14 protein-coding genes are annotated in these 18,675 nt (G+C 68.9%); 11 read left to right on the forward strand and 3 right to left on the reverse strand.

Annotated features, from left to right (window positions below; translation table 11 throughout):
• Positions 1–249: 249 nt before the first annotated feature.
• The 4 genes from IT306_24030 to IT306_24045 all read left to right on the forward strand — a co-directional run bounded on the left by IT306_24030 (position 250) and on the right by IT306_24045 (position 7,159).
• The gene (locus tag IT306_24030; GenBank protein ID MCC7371510.1) at positions 250–2,157 is read left to right on the forward strand and encodes a PTS fructose-like transporter subunit IIB; all 1,908 of its coding nucleotides are present in this window, start codon (positions 250–252) and stop codon (positions 2,155–2,157) included.
• Positions 2,157–4,670: a phosphoenolpyruvate--protein phosphotransferase gene (ptsP, locus tag IT306_24035; protein MCC7371511.1), complete on the forward strand. Its 2,514-nt coding sequence runs from the start codon at positions 2,157–2,159 to the stop codon at positions 4,668–4,670. The genes IT306_24030 and ptsP overlap by 1 nt, the downstream gene beginning before the upstream one ends.
• On the forward strand, positions 4,670–5,668 hold the full coding sequence (gene pfkB, locus IT306_24040) for a 1-phosphofructokinase (protein MCC7371512.1): 999 nt from the start codon (positions 4,670–4,672) through the stop codon (positions 5,666–5,668). Before ptsP ends, pfkB begins: the two co-directional genes overlap by 1 nt.
• 492 nt (positions 5,669–6,160) lie before the next feature.
• Complete coding sequence (locus IT306_24045; GenBank protein ID MCC7371513.1) at positions 6,161–7,159, forward strand: acyl-ACP desaturase; 999 nt, start codon at positions 6,161–6,163, stop codon at positions 7,157–7,159.
• A gap of 295 nt (positions 7,160–7,454) precedes the next feature.
• Here IT306_24045 and IT306_24050 read toward each other — a convergent pair whose 3' ends face one another.
• The gene (locus tag IT306_24050) at positions 7,455–8,114 is read right to left on the reverse strand and encodes a membrane protein (protein ID MCC7371514.1); all 660 of its coding nucleotides are present in this window, start codon (positions 8,112–8,114) and stop codon (positions 7,455–7,457) included.
• A 223-nt stretch (positions 8,115–8,337) separates the two neighbouring features.
• On the opposite strand from IT306_24050, the gene IT306_24055 reads away from it, so the two are divergent.
• Positions 8,338–9,273, forward strand: coding sequence for a hypothetical protein (locus IT306_24055; protein MCC7371515.1), 936 nt, complete (start codon positions 8,338–8,340; stop codon positions 9,271–9,273).
• A 594-nt stretch (positions 9,274–9,867) separates the two neighbouring features.
• Here the strand turns inward: IT306_24055 and IT306_24060 are convergent.
• A complete protein-coding gene (locus tag IT306_24060; GenBank protein MCC7371516.1) occupies positions 9,868–11,244 on the reverse strand; it encodes an amidohydrolase in 1,377 nt (458 codons plus the stop codon).
• A gap of 364 nt (positions 11,245–11,608) precedes the next feature.
• On the opposite strand from IT306_24060, the gene IT306_24065 reads away from it, so the two are divergent.
• The 5 genes from IT306_24065 to IT306_24085 all read left to right on the forward strand — a co-directional run bounded on the left by IT306_24065 (position 11,609) and on the right by IT306_24085 (position 16,506).
• On the forward strand, positions 11,609–11,974 hold the full coding sequence (locus IT306_24065) for a TfoX/Sxy family protein (GenBank protein MCC7371517.1): 366 nt from the start codon (positions 11,609–11,611) through the stop codon (positions 11,972–11,974).
• A gap of 380 nt (positions 11,975–12,354) precedes the next feature.
• Positions 12,355–13,389: a DUF3500 domain-containing protein gene (locus IT306_24070; GenBank protein MCC7371518.1), complete on the forward strand. Its 1,035-nt coding sequence runs from the start codon at positions 12,355–12,357 to the stop codon at positions 13,387–13,389.
• A gap of 522 nt (positions 13,390–13,911) precedes the next feature.
• On the forward strand, positions 13,912–14,478 hold the full coding sequence (locus IT306_24075) for a hypothetical protein (GenBank protein ID MCC7371519.1): 567 nt from the start codon (positions 13,912–13,914) through the stop codon (positions 14,476–14,478).
• Positions 14,479–14,500: 22 nt separating this feature from the next.
• The gene (locus tag IT306_24080; protein MCC7371520.1) at positions 14,501–15,973 is read left to right on the forward strand and encodes a hypothetical protein; all 1,473 of its coding nucleotides are present in this window, start codon (positions 14,501–14,503) and stop codon (positions 15,971–15,973) included.
• A complete protein-coding gene (locus IT306_24085) occupies positions 15,973–16,506 on the forward strand; it encodes a hypothetical protein (GenBank protein MCC7371521.1) in 534 nt (177 codons plus the stop codon). Before IT306_24080 ends, IT306_24085 begins: the two co-directional genes overlap by 1 nt.
• 143 nt (positions 16,507–16,649) lie before the next feature.
• Here the strand turns inward: IT306_24085 and IT306_24090 are convergent, their stop codons facing one another.
• Positions 16,650–17,528 carry a hypothetical protein gene (locus IT306_24090; GenBank protein ID MCC7371522.1) on the reverse strand — a complete coding sequence of 293 codons (879 nt, stop codon included), beginning with the start codon at positions 17,526–17,528 and terminating at the stop codon, positions 16,650–16,652.
• Between the two features lie 210 nt (positions 17,529–17,738).
• Between IT306_24090 and IT306_24095 the strand changes: the two genes are divergently transcribed.
• Positions 17,739–18,461, forward strand: a complete 723-nt coding sequence (locus tag IT306_24095) for a Type 1 glutamine amidotransferase-like domain-containing protein (protein ID MCC7371523.1) — start codon at positions 17,739–17,741, stop codon at positions 18,459–18,461.
• Positions 18,462–18,675: the final 214 nt, after the last annotated feature.

An 18,675-nucleotide genomic window follows, 5' to 3' on the forward strand; every position in this document is an offset into this window, starting at 1 on the left:
CGTGAGATGAGATGAGGTGTTGCCGCGTACTTTCGCCTGTAAGCATGATAGCAAGCAAACGAAAGTCTGGGAAGTGCCGTGGCACCTGGAGACGGGCGAGAAGGAACTCACCATCGACTCTTCCCACAATGAGCGAAAGTGAACGAAAATCAGTGTTGACAAGAACGAAAGTAAGCGCTAGTATATGGAAAACTGCGAAACCTCTTGTGGTCACTGAGCGCGCTCCAGGCGCTGGGAGGAGTCATGGCGATGAAGCAGGTTGCGGCGGTTGTCGCAGGGACTGGCGGGGCACACACTCGGCTCGCGGCCGAGGCCCTTCGCAAGACCGGTGAGGTCGCCGGTCTCAAGATCGCCGTCGAGGTGCAGGAGCCTTCCGGCGTCAAGGACGTCCTGCCCGCCCAGGCCATCGCAGACGCCGACGTCGTGCTCCTGGCATCCGATCTCTCGCTCGACACTAGCCGGTTCGCCGGCAAGACGCTCTACCGCACGCGCACCAGCGAGGCGATTCGCCACACCCAGACCGTCCTCGACGCGGCCCTGGGCAACGACGGCGGCGTGGGCACGCTGGCTCGGCCAGCCGCATCGTCCGCGCCAGCCGTCGCCACGGTCGCCGCCCCCGCGCCGGCGCCCGCCCGCCCGCCAGCCCCGGTGGCTCCGCTGACGAACGGCAGCGCGCCGGCGTCTGCTGCCGCCCCCGCTCCGGCCGCCCAGAAGCGGATCGTGGCGATCACCTCCTGCCCCACGGGCATCGCACACACGTTCATGGCGGCTGAGGCGCTCCAGAAGGCCGCCACCCGGCTCGGCCACATCATCAAGGTCGAGACGCAGGGCTCGGTCGGCGCGCAGAACACCCTGACGGCCGCCGAGATCGCCGCCGCCGACGTGGTCATCATCGCCGCCGACACGAAGGTTGACCTGAGCCGCTTCGGCGGCAAGCCGGTCGCGATGGCCTCGACCAAGGAGGCGATCCACGATGGCGCGGCGGTCGTCATGTCCGCCCTCAGCCAGCCGGCCCCGTCCGCTGCCGCGTCTGGCCCCCTGGCCGCCGGCAGCCTCGCCGAGACGGTCGAGCGGGAGAAGGCCCAGCGCTCCAGCCAGCGGACTGGCCCCTACAAGCACCTGATGACCGGCGTCTCCTACATGCTCCCGGTCGTGGTGGCGGGCGGCCTCTGTATCGCCCTGGCGTTCGCGGTCGGCGGCATCTACGCCGGCGATGAGCAGGGCACGCTCGGCGCGGCCCTGATGCAGATCGGCGGCAAGACGGCGTTCGGCCTGATCGTGGCGATCCTCTCGGCGTTTATCGCCTACAGCATCGCGGACCGCCCGGGCATCGCCCCCGGCCTCGTCGGCGGCATGCTGGCGCAGTCGCTTGGCGCAGGCTTCCTCGGCGGCATCGTCTCGGGCTTCCTGGCAGGCTACTTCACGCAGTGGCTGGCCCGCTCCATCAAGCTGCCGCGCAACCTGGAAGGGTTGAAGCCGGTCCTGATCCTGCCGCTGATCTCCACGCTGGTGGTCGGCCTGCTGATGATCTACGTCATCGCCCCGCCCGTGCAGGTGGTGCTGAATGCGCTGACCGGCTGGCTCAAGGCGATGCAGGGCGCCAATGCGCTGTTGCTCGGCGTGCTCCTCGGTGCGATGATGGCCTTCGACATGGGCGGCCCGGTCAACAAGGCGTCGTACACGTTCGCGGTCGGCCTGCTGGCCAGCCAGATCTACACTCCGATGGCTGCCGTGATGGCTGCCGGCATGACCCCGCCGCTCGGGCTGGCGCTGGCCGCCTTCCTGTTCAAGAATCGGTTTGACGAGGAGGAGCGTGAGGCCGAGGGTGCGGCGGCAGTCCTGGGGCTGGCCTTCATCACCGAAGGCGCGATCCCGTTCGCGGCCAAGGACCCGCTGCGGGTGCTCCCCTCGCTGATGCTCGGCTCGGCAGTCGCGGGCGGCCTCTCGATGCTCTGGGGCATCCAGCTGCTGGTCCCGCACGGCGGCGTCTTCTCAATGCTGATCCCGGGGGCGGTCACCAGCCCCGTGCTCTATCTGGTCGCGATTCTTGCAGGCTCACTGGTGACGACTGGGGCGCTGTTCATCCTGAAGCGCCCGCTCAACGCGAACACCCAGCCGGCGACGGCGACGGCGCCGGCAGAGGCGGCGGTGGCCTGATGAGTGAGACGGCGCAGCGGTCAACCACCCTCCAGCTTGAAGCGTCCGATGTCCGACTGAACGTGCGGGTCGCCTCGCGGGAGGAAGCGATCCGCGAGGTGGCGGGGCTGCTGATTGCCAACGGCAAGGTCGCCCCGGGCTACGTCGAGAGCATGCTCGGGCGCGAGCAGCAGGCGAACACCTACCTCGGGCACGGCATCTCGATCCCGCACGGTATGCCCCAGGATCGAGAGCTGATCCGCCGGACCGGCATCGCCGTGCTTCAGGTGCCGGACGGCGTGACCTGGAACCCGGGCGAGCGCGTCCACCTCGTCGTCGGGATCGCGGCGCGCTCGGACGAGCATCTCCAGGTGCTGGCGAGCCTGACCGATGTGCTGGACGATCCGTCCCTGGTCGATCGTCTCGCGACTACCAACGACGCGGGCGAGATCGTCGCCAGCCTGAATCGGCGCACCAGCCTCGGCTCGGCCGGGTTGGGCGACGAGTTCGCCGAGGCCCCGTTCGTGGACGTGACCATCGTCGGCTCGGGGGGGCTGCACGCCCGCCCGGCCACGATGCTGGTGGAGGTGGCCGGCCGCTTCGCCTCCGAGATCCGGGTCCAGCAGGCCGGCCGCGAGGCGAACGCCAAGGCGCTGGCCTCGATCCTCAAGCTCGGGGTCGAGGGCGGCCAGACCGTCCGGCTGCTGGCGCTCGGCCCGGATGCCGACGCCGCGCTGGCGGCCCTGCGCGAGGCCGTCGAGAGCGGCCTGGGCGAGGGCGAGGCGCACGATGCTGCCGTCACCTCGGAGGGGCCGTCCTGGCTGCCGGTCTCGACGGCGCGCGCCATCATGGGCGTGGCGGCATCGCCGGGGCTGGCGATTGGCCCGGTCTTCCAGTTCAAGCGCGCCCGGCTGGTGGTCGAGGATCGCCCGCGCGAGCGCGACGAGGAGAAGCTGCGGCTGCGCGAGGCGCTGGAGACGGCCCGCGAACAGCTTGACGTGATCCACGAGCAGGTGAAGTCCCGCGCTGGCAGCAACGAGGCCGCGATCTTCCGCGCCCACCAGGCGATGCTGGCCGATCCGGACCTGCTGGACGACGTCTACGCCCGCATCGAGGACGGCCACAGCGCGGCGTGGTCCTGGCAGCGCACGGTCGAGACGCGCGTGTCCGACGTGCAGCAGATCGGGAACGCGACGCTGGCTGGCCGCGCCGCCGACCTTCACGATGTCGGGCAGCGCGTCCTGCGCGTGCTGGCCGGCACCGAGGAGGGTGAGCCGAGCCTGCCGAGTTCGCCTGCGATCCTGGTCGCCGAGAACCTCTCGCCCTCGGACACGGCCAAGCTCGATCCGAACCTGATCCTCGGGCTCTGCACGGTGCTCGGCGGCCCGACCGCCCACACCGCGATCATCGCGCGGTCGCTGGGCATCCCGGCGATTGTCGGGGCGGGGGCGGCGCTGCTGGAGCTGCCGGACGGCCAGACCACCATCGTGGACGGCTCGCTTGGCGCGCTCTACGTCTCCCCCAGCGAGGCCGATCTGGCGTCGGCGCGTGCGGCCCAGGCTGGCATCGCACAGCGTCGCGACCTCGAAAACGAGTCGCGGTTCGCGCCGGCCCTGCTGACGGACGGCCACCGCGTCGAGGTCGTTGCCAACCTCGGGCGGCCGTCCGAGGTCGAGCAGGCGTTGCAGGCTGGCGCGGAGGGCGTGGGCCTGCTGCGGACGGAATTGCTGTTCGTCGGGCGCTCGTCCGCGCCCACCGAAGAGGAACAGTACCAGGCCTACGCCGAGATGGCTCGCAACCTGAACGGCCTGCCGCTCATCATCCGCACGCTCGACATCGGCGGCGACAAGTCCGCTCCGTACATCACCGTCCCGGCTGAGGAGAACCCGTTCCTGGGCGTGCGTGGCATCCGCCTCTGCCTGCGGCGGCCGGACCTGTTCCGCACCCAGCTTCGGGCGATCTACCGCGCCTCGACGGCCGGCGACATCAAGATCATGTTCCCGATGGTCTCGACGCTCGAAGAGCTGCGCGAGGCCAAGGATTTTGCCGAGAGCGTCCGCCAGGAGATCGGCGTCCCGCCGGTCGAGATCGGGATGATGGTCGAGGTGCCGTCGGCTGCGCTGATGGCGGACGAGCTGGCCCCGGAAGTCGACTTCTTCTCGATTGGCACCAACGACCTCGCGCAGTACACCCTGGCTATCGACCGTCTCCACCCGACCCTCGGGTCGCAGGTCGATGGGCTGCACCCGGCCGTGCTGCGGCTGATCCAGCGAGTCGTCCAGGCTGGCGAGCCGGTCGGCACCTGGGTCGGCGTCTGCGGCGGCATCGCCGGCGAGCCGCTCGGCGCGCTGATCCTGACCGGCCTCGGCGTGGCCGAGCTGAGCATGAGCATCCCGAGCGTCGCGGCCGTCAAGGCCCGCCTGCGGCAGGTCTCGCGGGCGGATACCCGCATGCTTGCCGAGCGTGCCCTGCGCTGCTCGTCGGCCGCCGAGGTGCGAGCGCTCGGTCGCAGTGGCGGATCGGGGGGCGAGTGATGAACGCACCGGACCGCGCCGCTGCTGTCTTCGACGTCGTGACCGTGACGCTCAACCCGGCCATCGACGAGACGGTGACGATCACCAACTTCGAGGCAGGCGCCGTCAACCGCGTCGAGCAGGTGCGGATGGGGCCGGGCGGCAAGGGCGTCAACGTCGCGGCGACGCTGGCCGCCCTCGGCCTGCGGGTCGGCGTGAGCGGCTTCCTCGGCCGTGAGAACGCCGTCCCGTTCGAGTCGCTGTTCGCGCGGCTCGGCATCGAGGATCAGTTTGTGCGGATCGAGGGGCAGACCCGCGTCGGCATCAAGATCGTCGATCCGGCCCGCCAGCAGACGACGGACGTGAACTTCCCCGGCCAGGCCCCCGAGCCGTCCGACCTGGCCGCCCTCCGCGAGAGGCTGGATGCCCTGAATGCCGGCTGGGTCGTGCTGGCGGGGAGCTTGCCGCCGGGCGTCCCGCCGCGCGTCTACGCCGACCTGATCGAGCAACTGCACGCGCGCGGCCGGCGCGTCGTGCTGGACACCAGCGGCGAGGCGTTGCGGCACGCCATCGCCGCCGGGCCAGACGTCATCAAGCCGAACGTCCACGAGCTTGAGGATCTGGTGGGCCATCCGCTGGCAGACCGTGCTGCCGTTGTCGCCGAGGCCCGCCGGCTGATCGCCGGTGGCATCGGGATGGTGGTGGTGTCGCTCGGGGCGGAGGGCGCGTGCTTCGTGACCGCCGACGAGGTGGTGGTCGCTCGTCCACCGTCCGTCACCGTCCAGAGCACGGTCGGCGGCGGCGATGCGCTGGTGGCCGGGATCGTGGCTTCGCGGGTGCGCGGCACGCCGCTGGCTGCGTGCGCTCAGTTCGCCACGGCGCTGGCGCTGGCACGGATCACCAGTACGGAGACCGGCCCGGTGGCACTGTCCGCTGTGGACGCGTATCTGCCACGGGTGGCCGTTCAGCACGATCGGCCGGCCGCCACACCGGTTGAGCTGCCGGCGTCCGCCCCCTGACAACGAGTCCAGGCCGCTGCCAGAGACCTGCCCTGGGAGGGCGGACAAGCTGTCCGCGCGCCCAGGGCGCTCGCGTGCCTGATGCGGACAGTCGGCGTCGTCCGCATCGAGGGTGCGGGCGTTCCGTCCCCAAAGTCACCTGCCGAATCGTTCTCGACTCGGAAAAATAGGTCGCGGAAAATGCGGGTGTGCGAGCGTTCCCCTGGTATGCTTGGCTCGCTTCGTTCGTAGCATCCCGAGGATCGCTTTTCCTGCGCAGCCCCGGACAGTATCTTGCTTTGCTCATCATCGACGGCGAACAGCGGAACGGTCGCCGCCAGGCGGCGATCATCCCCGGCCGGCTGACGCATCGGCTCCGCCAGGCAGAAGGACGCAGATTCCGCGTGGGCGGCTCTGTGGACGCCTGGGACGGTCGGGGCCGACGTGCATGTGCGTGGCGAGTGTTCACCGAGTTGGAGCTGTCCATCATGTCGCGAGCAAGAGGAGTTCTGCGTGCCTGAAGAGAGGCCACAGTTTCGCGAGGATCGTGTAGCGATCCCGATCAGTCCCTGGGAAGAGGAGTTCGGCTGGCGCGTCGAGCAGGCGTTCTGGTCGTATTTCAACCGCTCGGAGGATCCAGAGGGCTGGAACCGCCGGTGGATCGTCGAGAAGGACGTGCCCTGGGACGACATCAAACGCGAGCCGCTCTCCGAAGACGCCGCGACGATGATCGAATCGTTCTTCGCTGTCGAGAGCTATCTGCCCGACTTTGCCGAGAAGGGGCTGGGCTACTATCGTAAGATGGTCGGCCTGACCAACTCGCACATCAACTGGAGCTACGAGGAGCTGAAGCACGGGCGGACGCTTCAGTTGATTCTGGAGCGTTCCGGCGCCCGGACCGCGGACCAGACGCGCCGCTTCCGCCTGGATCTCGCCAAGAACGCCTGGACGATGCCGTACCCGACGGCCCGCCAGATGCTGATCTACGCGTCGTTCCAGGAGAAGGAGACGCAGCGCAACTACGAGCTGCTGCGGGGCGTCCTTGCGGCCGGCGGCTCGTTCGGCGCGGGCCAGGGCCTGCGGATCATCGGTCGTGATGAGGCGTTCCACCACGCCTTTTACAAGGACATGGTCCGGATGCTCCTGGAATACGACGAAGTCGGGACGGCCCAGGATATCGAGGCGGTCGCCAAGAGCTTCCGGATGCCGGCCCAGCACCTGATGCCGAACATGGAAGACCGCGTTCGCGTGATGGTCCGCAACAAGGTGTTCGGCAAGAAGCAGCTGATGAACGAGGCGATCAATCCGACGATCAAGGCGTTCGGGTTCCGCGACGCGGACGAGCTGGCGAGCGTCGCTTCGGCCCGTCCCAAGACCAACCCTGACCAGAAGCTGATCCTTGCGCCCGGCGAGGACGCCGCCGACGACGACGACGAAGGAACGCCGACCCTGCTCGGCGCGGATGGCCGCCCGATCTTCAGCAACGGCGCCGGGAGCAACGACTCGCACTAATGGCCCGTCTGGCGTCAATCGCAGGGTTGCTCAGTGCCCGCCGTCATCCCGAGCGGAGTGACCCATTCGGCAGGCTCAGGGCAAGGCTTGCTCCCTCCATCGTCATCCCGAGCGGCGTGAGCGTGCGCCACCCCTCGTCATCCCGAGCGGCGTGAGCGTGCGAACGCAGTCGAGGGATCTTCCTGGATGCTGTTGCCGGCGACGGGGGAAGATCCCTTGTATGGTCGTGCCTCGCCGCGGTCGGGATGACGGAAGGGTGTGCTCGTGCCTCGCCGCGGTCGGGATGACGGACTCATCACGTCCGTTGTGGTGCGGGCTGCCGCTTCGCCGGCGGCTTCACGCCCAGCACCTTGAACCAGAACCCCACGGACGGCCCCAGGCCGAGCGCAAACAGGATCGTGCCGATGCCGAGCGGCGCGCCGAGCAGCAGCCCGCCGACCGTCGCCCCGACCTCGATCCCGATGCGGACGGGGGACGCACCGCGCCCGGTCAGCCGCATCAAGGCGAGCATGAATCCGTCCCGTGGGCCAGCGCCAAGGCCGCCTCGGATGTAGACGGCGATCCCCAGGCCCGACGCAACCAGCGAGAGCAGCAGCATCAGGAGGCCCGACAGTCCCAGCTCCTGATGCGGGATGAACCCAGATGCCAGCAGCAGATCGGTGAACAGGCCGACCAGCACGGCGTTCATGATCGTAGCGAGGCCCGGCCGCACGCCGGCGGCCCAGGCTGCCAGCAGCATCACCAGGCCTACCACCTGACTGGCCTGCCCGAATGAGAGCGGCGTGTGCAAGGTCAACCCGAAGTGCAGCGCCTGCCAGGGCGAGAGACCGGAGCCGGACCGCAGGTTGAGCACCACGCCAACCGCGAAGACGAAGAGGCCGGTCGTGGTGACCAGGAGCCGGACCAGGAACCGGGCGAGCGCCCCGCGCGACATCCTCGCTCGCAACGACAGCAACTCAGCGCGACTCCGCTCGTTATCCTTACGTCGGGGAACCGTTCCCTGCCATCATGCATGGTAGCCGGGCGCGGGTGTCGCCCGCCGATGTATCCAGAGCAAGCCGGCTGACGTACCCCAGAGTGCTCCGGCCTGTGGCCGTCTGAGCGCCGAGTGTGGAAGCCAGGAGAGAAGGGACCAGAAAGCGATGCCGAAGCGCGGATCACGCGAGTGGCTCAACCGGATGAGCGTTGGGCTCACCAGTGGAGCGCTCGCCCTCTCGGTGTTGAGCTGGGGGGGCGGCGCCCTGCCGGCGCCAGTCGCGCGGACGGTGCAAGCCGAAGATATCGACTGCTACAACGACAAGGATCTGTACGATCTGCCGGAGTGTGTTGAGCGGCGCGCGCTGGATCGCCGCTCGGGCAACCAGCAGAACGAGGCCCAGGGGGCCGGCGGCCAGCCCGCGGGCGGGGATCAGCAGCAGTCCAGCGGTGGCGGACAGCCGTCAGGTGGTGGGGACCAGCAGCAGACGAGCAGCGGCGGCGGGCAGCCGGCTGGTGGCGGTGACCAGCAGCAGGCCGGCGGCGGTCAGCCGGCCGGGGGTGGTCAGCAGCAGCCGCCTCAGCAGCAGGCGGCTGCCGAAGAGGAAGAGGACGGCGAGAAGCCCGAGCCGCCGCGCGGCCCCCTCAACGATCCGAAGGAAGCGATCCTGACGATCAAGGACGCCGGCAAGGAAGCGACGCAGTACATCTCCGACGAGGGCACCGACAAGTACGGCAAGTTTGCGCGGAACCGTTTCGAGCGCGACCGCTCTAACGGCGCCAGCGCGCTCGGCCCGAACGTCATCGACAACAAGGTCTGGGTCGCGAAGGATGTCGAGACGGCCAAGGCGCTGTTCAAGGAGCAGGCCGCCATCAAGAACTTCCCGGAGCGGAAGGAAGGGGTCCAGGGCCCGGTCGAGAAGATCAAGCCGACCAAGTACGGCGAGGAGTTCAACGTCGAGACCGGCTTCTACCAGGACGAGAAGATCTGGCATCACTACCGCTTCGTGATGCGAGTCGGGAACGTCGTCTCGGTCATCTACCTGTTCGGCCGCGAAGAGTTCTTCCAGGATGAGAAGGACCGAGGCTGGACCGGCCAGGGAGACTGGTACACCTCGACGGTCTTCCACCGGATGTAGGCCGCGGAATCCCCGCTCCTCCTGGGAGCGGGCAGGGGTCAGCGCTGAGACGCCCCGGTCACGCGCCCGCGTGACCGGGGCGTCTTGTTGCGTCGGTCCCAACCAAAGCTACGATGGAATCCACGTAGCAGACGTCCGAGACTACTACGTTGCCAAGCCGGATGTGACGGGTGTGTCATCCCGACCCCATTCGGCAAGCTCAGGGCAAGCTACGCGAGGAACGAGCGGAGCGGAGGGATCTTCCTCGCAGGGGTGTCCAGGGGAAGATCCCTCGACTACGCTCGCTCCGCTCGGGATGACGGGTGCGACGCTGCCTTCTGCGTGGTGGAGTACTACCCAGGGCGATTGCATGTTGATGTCGTCGTGTCGCCTCGTCGGGGCTTGAAAGCCCCGCCTACCATCCTGCAGTCGCTGCACGACGCTCCCGGCTCACCTGTCCCTGCCGTTCCCGACGGCCGTCGCGCAGCGACGGTGTGACTGTAGGCGGGGACTTCAGTCCCCGACCGCCCGTTCCATGATGCTCCGGGTACACCAGCGAACATGCAATTGCCCTGGCGTACTACCTCAACATGTGGTTTTCGGCATGGTATTGGTTTAGCGCCGAGCGCTGATCCCGGCTCGCTCGCGGATGCGCTCGGCGGCAGCCTGTGCGCCCGCCAGCACCTCCGCTTCGTCCACGCCGGCGATCGTGCCGTCCTCCAGCACGATCCGTCCGGCCGCGACGGTCGTGACCACGTTGTGCTCGCCACCGGTGTAGACCAGGGTCGAGATCGGGTCGTGCAGCGGGGTGGACCTGGCATGGCGCGGGTCGAACAGGAAGAAGTCGGCCCGCATGTCCGGCGCGAGGTAGCCGACATCCTCCCGGTGGATCGCGTCGGCGCCGCCCACCGTCGCCATCCGCAGGATCTCGGGGGCCGTCATCGCCGTCGAGTCGGCGTGCGCGACCTTCTGCAGCAGCGCCCCGAACTTGAGCGCCTCAATCATGTCCTGGCTGTTGTTGCTGGCCGCGCCGTCCGTGGCCAGCGAGAGTCGAACGCCGGCCTCGCGCATCTTCAGGACCGGCGCGACGCCGCTCCCCAGGTACATGTTCGAGATCGGGTTGTACGAGACGGCGCAGCGGTGCTTCGCCAGCAGCGCGATATCGTCGTCGTCGTTGTAGACGCCGTGCGCGTGCAGCACGTCGTCGTTCAGGAACCCGATGGACGCCAGCAGCGGGATCGAGCGCAGGCCCGTGCGCCGGACGCTCTCCTCGCTGTCGAACGGCACTTCGTTCATGTGGATGGTGATCAGCAGGCCCTTCCGGTCCGCGAGCTGGCGCACCCGCTTGAGGCCGTCGATGCTCATACCCCAGACGGTCCCCGGGGCGATCCAGACCTTGTCAGGCCCGAGCCGCTCCAGCAGCGACTCGACGTGCGCGAGCTGCTGATCGAGCGTGAGATCCTCGTCGTAGGTCCGCACCGCCGACGTGCTGACCGAGTCGCGGATGGTCCGCGCCATGATCAGCGAGCCGCCGATATCGTCCCAGGCGCGGATCGTCTCGTCGTAGAGCGCGAGGCGCGGGAAGTGGTGCATGAAGTCGAGCATGGTGGTGCAGCCGCTGCGCGCCGACTCCAGCGCACCGAGCGCCGACCCGTAGTAGGCCGCCTCGTCGTCCATCACGGGCATCGTCGGTACGAGCAGGGTCTGAATCCAGTCGATCAGCCCCATGTCGTCGCCGAGGCCCTTGAGCATCGTCTGCCAGAGGTGATTGTGGGTGTTGATCAGGCCGGGGAAGATCCAGCAGGCCGGCCTGTCGATGCGCTTCTTCGGCGCGTACCGCTGGGTCAGATCATCGGGCGTGCCGACGGCGACGATCTTCTCGCCGCTGACGGCGATGGCCCCGGGCCGCAGGATCGTGTCGTTCGGATCGACGGTCACGACGCCGGCGGCGGTGACCAGCAGGTCGCACGGGAGTGACGGAGAGAGGGTCATGAGCGCACGCACCGTCCGATGAACGAGGCGTCCGAGCCGCGCCGAGAGCGGCCGGACGCCCGCAGTGTGGCAGACCGAGGCGTCAGCGGCGGCACGCGCCGCTGACCCGCGAGTCATAGCACACCGCCCCCGTCCTGCACCGACGGGTCTCCGCGCGTTGTCAGGGCGATTGCATGACAAGCACGTCCTGCGACCTCGTCGGGGACTTCAGTCCCTGGCCGCCCGATTCGCCGTCTTCGGGAACACCAGAGATCATGCAATCGCCCTGCGCGTGCTGTAGCGAAGCGGGGCGAGGCCAGGGCTGTCGTCGTGAGTGCTATGCTACGCCGGCCAGCATTGCCGCGGCGGAGTGACGGAGGATGATGTGGTTGCCACGGACAGCTTCGCCGAGTTCCTGCGCGAGCAGCTTGCCCCACTCGGCCCTGTCCACGCGCGGCGCATGTTCGGGAAGACCGGCGTCTTCTGCGATGGGCTGATGTTCGGCATGGTCACCGAGAACGTGCTCTACCTGCGGGTTGATGCGCACAATCGCGATGCGTTCAAGGAGGCCGAGGCGTCTCCTCCCCTCAACTACCAGAAGCACGGCCAGACGATTGACCTCTCCTTCTGGCGTGTGCCGGAGCGGCTGCTGGACGAACCCGACGAGCTGGTCGCGTGGGCGCGCATCGCACTGGAAGCCGCACGGCGCGTGGCAGCGAAGCGGTCGCGTATCAGAGCGCGTGCGACCTGACCAGACGTCGCCGGACGCGGCCATCATGCACTGGCCCTCGGCGTGCCGTGCAGCGGCGTCGGGGCTTGAAAGCCCCGCCTACCATCCTGCAGTCGCTGCGCGACGCTCCAATCTTGGTGGTCGATGGCTGTTTCCAACGCCCGTCGCGCAGCGACGGAGTGGCTGTAGACGGGGGTCTCAACCCCCGACTGCTCGCTTCATGACGCTGGGGGAACACCGACGGTGATGCCAACGCCCCGGTCTGGCAACGCGCCTTCGCCCCCCAGCCGTGTCGCCGTGCTATCGTGGCGTGGGACTCTGTCAGGGAGTGCCGGTAGCGATGCGGCGCTCGCAGGCGTCGGGTGCAGGGTTCGCAGGGGCACACGGAAGGGAGCACAGGTATGGTTGCCGAGGTGGGTGTCACCCATCGTGCGCCGAGGACGGCCGCCAGCATGGCTGCCGCGGCGCAGCGATTCCTCGGCTCGCTGGACGAGCCGCGCCGAAAGGCCACGCAGTTCGCCTTCGAGGATCAGGAGCGCTTCCGCTGGAACTACCGCCCGGACGGCTTCTTCATCGACGGGGCGACGTTCTGGCACGAGGGGCTGCGCCTGATCAACATGACGCCCGAGCAGCAGCAGGCCGCGCTGGCCTTGCTGGATGCTGGCGTCAGCGCCCGCACCGCCGCCCGCGCCCGCGCGATCATGTCGTTGGAGACCTACCTGCGCGAGCAGGAGCGTGTGGTGCCGCGCTGGGTGCCGCACGTCTGCCGCGATCCTGAGCTGTACGCCTTCTCGATCTTCGGTGAGCCGGGTGGCAAGGCTCCCTGGGCGTGGCGCGCCGGCGGCCATCACATCGGGTTCCACGTCACGGTGATCGACGGCGACCAGGTGGCGACGACGCCGTTTTTCCTGGGTGCGAACCCGGCCATCGTTCGCCACGGCACGCGCGACCTCGGGATGCGGACCCTCCCCGAGGAGGAGGATCTCGGCCGCGCGCTGCTGCAGTCGCTGGCGCCAGAGCGCAAGCTGGCGGCTATCGTCAGCCCGAAGGCCCCCACCGACATTTTGACCGACGCCTACCGCACGGCGAATCCGTCAGTGCCGCCGCGTGGCCTCACCTATGCAGCGATGTCGGGCGAGGAGCGCGGCAAGCTGATCGACCTGGTCAAGCTGTACGTCGGCCGCGCGACGGACGAGGTGGCCGAGAACGAGTGGCGGCGCATCGAGGCGGCCGGCCTGGACGGGATCACCTTCGCGTGGCTCGGCAGCGAGGAGATCCAGCGGGGGCACTACTACGCCGTCAAAGGCCCGACGTTCGCCATCGAGTACGACAACACCCAGGACGACGCGACGCATATCCACTCGGTCTGGCGCAATTACGCCAACGACTGGGGTGAGGATCTGCTGGTGGCGCACTACGCCGCCGAGCACCGCTAGCGCGCTCGCGCCATCCCTTGATGGCCGCGCCGGAGGTGATGCAGCCGTCACCTCCGGCGACATCCTGGCTCGCCGCTGGGACACGCGCCACGCCAAGCCGCGTGTCCCGGCGCCCGAACGAGCGTGAGGCCGCCGTCTCCGGCTTCCTAACGGAGACGCTACGTAGTTGCCTGCGCGATTCCACAGTTGGCGTGGCGGCTGCGGGGCCGTACGCTCACTCCAGGCTCTGTTGTGCGAGCGTTCCGCGGCGGTAGGCGCCAGATCGCGCCGGCCGGCTCGTCAAGTGAACGGAGCCGCGGGCGCGGCCGCGCAGACTCCCGCATGCCGTCGCACCTGCCCAGAATCCGGCCTGCCTCGTGGGCCGCCGTCGCCTGCATTGATGCCCGGTCGGGGGTGCTGGCGCGCTGCGTCTGGAGGCTGGCCGGCGGGAAGTGCTGGAGGGACTGCGCACACGGCCAGGGGCCACCCGAGCATGGTGACGCCGACGTTGCACGTTCCACCCGGGAAGTGGGGAGTGAGAGCATGCCATCGATTCAGGACGTCGCAGATCAGATCAACGCCAAGCTTGACCAGATCAACACCAACACCGCCACCTCGGTCACCATCGGCAACGGCATCCGTACCGACATCGGGCAGACCAACGCGAAGCTGGACACGCTGGATGCCCATCTGCAGGCTGGGGTGTCTGAGCTTGCGAACGGGATCTTCGCGATCTTCGAGCTGCACAAGGCCACGAACGCGATCCTCGAGCATCAGAGCAAGCAGAACGACACCATCATCTGCTTGATCACCAACACCAACGAGTTGCTGTGCGGGATCACCCGCAAGCTGACTCGCCAGCTTGCATTGAGCGAGCAGACGCTCACCTCCGTCAAGCGCATCGAGGGGATCGCCGAGCGCGCCGAACCGGCCGCCGCCGGCGACTATGACCGTCTCGCCGAGCTGGACCACCGGCTGCTGGAGTGCTGCCCGCCCGAGCAGCCCAAGCCCGAGGCGTGCCCTGAGCCCTGCCCGGTGCCGCGCGACGATCCGTATCGGCCGAAGGGACAGGATTGGAGGCCACGGCCGCAGCGCGATCCCGTGCGATGAGTGAAGAGGACGGGGAACGGCCATGACGCTCTTCATCCAGAACGACGCGACGGGAGCAGGCGCCGGCAGCCTGAACCCCAACCAGGCGGCGGTTGACCTGGCAGTGGCTGCCAACGGCGATACGGGACTTGGCCTGGCCGCGGCGGTGGGCAACCGGCAGCAAGTCACCTACGCCCAGACCTTGCCTGGCGGGCCGCCGACCCGCCTGAGCGCCCTCGTCAACACGAACTTTACGCCGAACTTCGGTGCTGGCCCGCAAAATGTCAACATCGTGATCCTGCCGGTGCTGGCGAATTTCGTGCTGAACGATGGCACCTCCATTCTGACGGTCGGCGGCACCGCGCTCCCGCCGGCCGGCTCCGGCCTGGCCGGCGCCGGGCTGAACAACACGACGGACTGCCTCGTGATCTACGACACGACGCAGAACAACGGGAACGGCTACTGCACCGCGCGCAACGGCACCGGCGGGACGCTCGACCTCCCTACGCCGAACCCGATCATCCTCTTCCACGAGCTGTCGCACGCGTTCCGGATCGTGACGAACGCGCTCCTGGCGCTGAGCGCGACCTGCAATCCGTCCTCGCCGGAAGAGAACGCCGCCATCGTGGACGAGAACACCCTCCGTACGCAGGTCGCGAATGCCACCGGCGTCGCGGTGGTTCTCCGCGATCCTGGCATCCACTGTGGGACCGTCTGCGGCGCGGGCGGCGGCGGGTCATCCTGCTGCATCATCGCGTCCGTCGCATCGGGCTCGCCACTCTCGGCGGAGGTTGCAGCGCTGCGGAGCGTGCGTGACAACCTGCTCCGCCGGACGGAGATCGGCTTTGCCTCGCTCCAGGCGCTCCTGCGTGACTACTATGGCTTCAGCCCCCAGGTCTCGACGCTGATGGCACGCTACCCTGCCCTCCAGCGGCTCGTGCTGGAGGGGTATGTGCGACCGTTGATCCAGAGCCTGCGGCTGATCGAACGGTACGCCCTCGGCGGGGACAGCGCTGATGCCCTGGGAGCGCAGTTCGTGGCGGACCACGCCGACCGGGTGACGGCCGCCATGCGACTCAGCCTGTTGCAGCGGGCGCGTGGCGTCATCCAGGGCGAGATGGCCTGGCTGGATGACGGCGACGAGACCGAGCGGGAGCTGGCACGGCTGCTGCAACCCGGGCTGGCAAGCGAGCATGTGCGTTGGGGACTCCTCGAGCCGGTCGATATGTACCTGACCAGCCTGGAGGCGCACCTGGACGGATGCTCGCCGCTCGACCTCGGAGAACGCCTGGCGGCCCTGATCGATGCCTGGGGCGCGCGGATGCCGCTCGACGACGTCTGGGCCTCCCTCACCGTCGCGCAGCTACAGGAGGAGCTTGCGGCGATGGAGCGCACGCTGCTGCGGAACGCCGCTGCGAGCAAGCGGTTCCGTGAACGCCTGCTGCAGGCGTACGGTTCGGTCACCGCCGTGGCGACCGTCCTTGGCGACGGGGCTCTCGGCAAAGGAGACGTGTGATGACCGTCGGTCCGGGCCAATTCCCCCCTGCTGAGCCGCCACAACTCCAGGGCGCTGTCGAGTCGATGCGCGACACCTCCAGCGGCGTCGAGCTCTCGGTTCGGCTGCGAAACCCCTCGAACCGGGCGCTCCACTACATCGCCGACGTACGGGCCACGATCTTCGATCCGGCCACGCGGCAGCTTCGCGTACAACTGTCCGATCAGGGACGGGAGCCACCGCCCGGCGCCCTGTCGGTTCAGCCGCAGTTTCGGGTCGTCGGTCCCAACAGCGAGGCGTTGCTGACGGTCCGTCTTCCCAGGACCATTGTGAAGCTGTCGAGCACACCCTCGCCGTCCGGCGATGTGACCCTTGAGGAGCATGTGATCGCCGACGCCGACTCCATCGAGGTGGAGATCGGCTGGGGCGACACACCGTACTACCGCGATCCGCGTGACAGCGCCCGTGGCACGCCGCCCATCGCCGCCTGGGAGCAGGCGAGCCTCCGGCTGACCTACCGGCCGGGCCCGCGCCGGCCCGGGCGCAGGCGGTAGTCGCCGGCGGCCGTCGATCCCGCTCCCAGAGAGCCACACGCCCCGCTCACAGAGGTGAGCGGGGCGTGTGGCTCTCTGGGAGCAACCGATCCTGGTTCCTGGGCTTGCGTACCCTCAGCCGCGCTGCCCAGGCCGTGTCTGGCCTACCAGCTGCGCTCGCTGGGCGGATCGACCACCAGCGGCCGGCTCGGATCGTACGGCCCGACCACGAACCCGACGCGGTTGCCGCCACGAAGCTCGTAGCTGGACGCCACGGGCTCACGGCCGGACAGCCCATCCTGCCAGGACTCGGGCGTCCCCTCGATCCACGCGCCGCTGGCATTCCTGACGTGCAGCCGCCCCGCCCCATCCACGGCCAGGCTGGTCGCGCCAACGTACTCCAGCTCGATGATGCCTGGACTCACGCCCGGCTCGACGATCATGTTGGCGGCCCAGCCGCCCGGCATGGTGCGGATCACGGCATCGACGCCCGGCCAGGCGCTTCGATAGCGGATCTCCTCGATGCGGCTGCCGTCAGCCGACATCGTCTCCACCTCGGGCACGGCGGCCGGGTTGCCCATCGTCAGGCGCACGGCTGGCTGCGCCTGACCCTCGCGCCAGTCCATGAGCATCGCGCCGGGCGCCGCTGCCGTCAGGCTCCAGCCATCATCCATGACGAAGTGGACCTGCTCGGTGGATGCGCCCTGGTAGGCGACGAAGTGCGGCGTCTTCAGTCCCAGCGCGAGCAGCGGATCGCGGCCGGTCACCAGCCCCAGGAGGGCGACCGACGCGCACACCATCGCGACCAGCAGGCCGACCCGGCCGAGGGCGCTCTGGAGCGCCGGGTCGAGCGCGATGTGTGGCAGCGGGCGCGGCCAGGGCGCTGCGCCCGCGTACCGGGTGACCGCATCTCGGGCCTGGGGTGCGGCAGCAGTGGGCGGGGGCGGCGCAGTCTCGTCGTGGGGGGGCTGCCCCGGCACCACGACCACCCAGTCTGCGGCTTGTGCGCGCGTACGCGGTCGGTCCAGCGTGCTTGGCGGCATAGCTGCTCCTCTCCTCTACGGACGCGGGGATGGCGCTCGGGCGCTCCGGCGATCGCCTCGCCTCCCGATACTGTACAGAATACGCCGACCCACCGTGGCGCAAAACCTCCGCCGAGGTTCCCCTATACTGACCGCCTGGAGGGCCGGTAGCCAGCTATGCACCCTGACCACCCAAGGACGGAGCCGTCCGCGCCGCCTCCAGGACTCAGCATGCAGCCGGGACCGTTGCTGCTCGCGGGATCGGGCGAGTTTCGTCCGCCGATGACGGCTGTTGACGCCGAATTGTTGCGCCACACCCCGGGCCGCCCCCCGAAGGTCGCCATTTTGCCAACGGCGGCCGGGCAGGAGGACGTCTCGTCCTGGATCCGGGACGGGATCGCCCATTTCACCGCGCTCGGCTGCGAGGCGTACGGCGTCCGCGCACTCGACCGACCGGGCGTCGAGGCCGCCGAGCACGTCGCGGCACTCGAGGCGGCCGACCTGATCTATCTCTCAGGAGGCAGCCCCGGCTATCTGGTGGAGACCCTGCGCGGCAGCGTCGTCTGGGATGCCATCCGGCGGGTCTGGCGGCGCGGCGGGGCACTGGCCGGCAGCAGCGCTGGCGCGATGGCCCTCGGCGAGCGGACGCTGGTTCGGCGCGAGGGGCAGATCGGCCGGATGCCAGCCCACTGGGACGACGGCCTCAACCTGCTCCCGGAGATCGGCGTCATCCCGCACTACGACCGCTTCGGCCTGGAGCGCACGAACGCGCGGGTCGCGGAAGCGCCGTCGGGCCTGGTCGTGCTCGGCATTGACGAGGACACGGTGATCCTGTGCACTGCTGGCCGTGTCCGAGTACTCGGACACGGCACGGTCACCGTCTGGCACGACGGCTTCTCGACCCGCCTGGCGGCCGGCTCAATGATATCGGCCACGCTGGCGCCGCTCCCCTGACCCGGTCGCCTGACGATGGCAGGAACAGGAATCAGGGCTGCGCCGCGCCGGTTCCCCTGTTCCCTGTCCAGGGCGATGGCATGTTCATTGGTGTCCCCGAAGCATCATGGAACGGGCGGTCGGGGACTGAAGTCCCCGCCTACAGTCATGCCGTCGCTGCGCGACGGCCGCCGGGAACGGCAGGCACTGGTGCGACTGGAGCGTCGCGCAGCGA

The sequence above is a fragment of the Chloroflexota bacterium genome, from assembly GCA_020850535.1.
In the GTDB taxonomy this organism is placed as follows: Bacteria; Chloroflexota; UBA6077; order UBA6077; family JACCZL01; genus JADZEM01.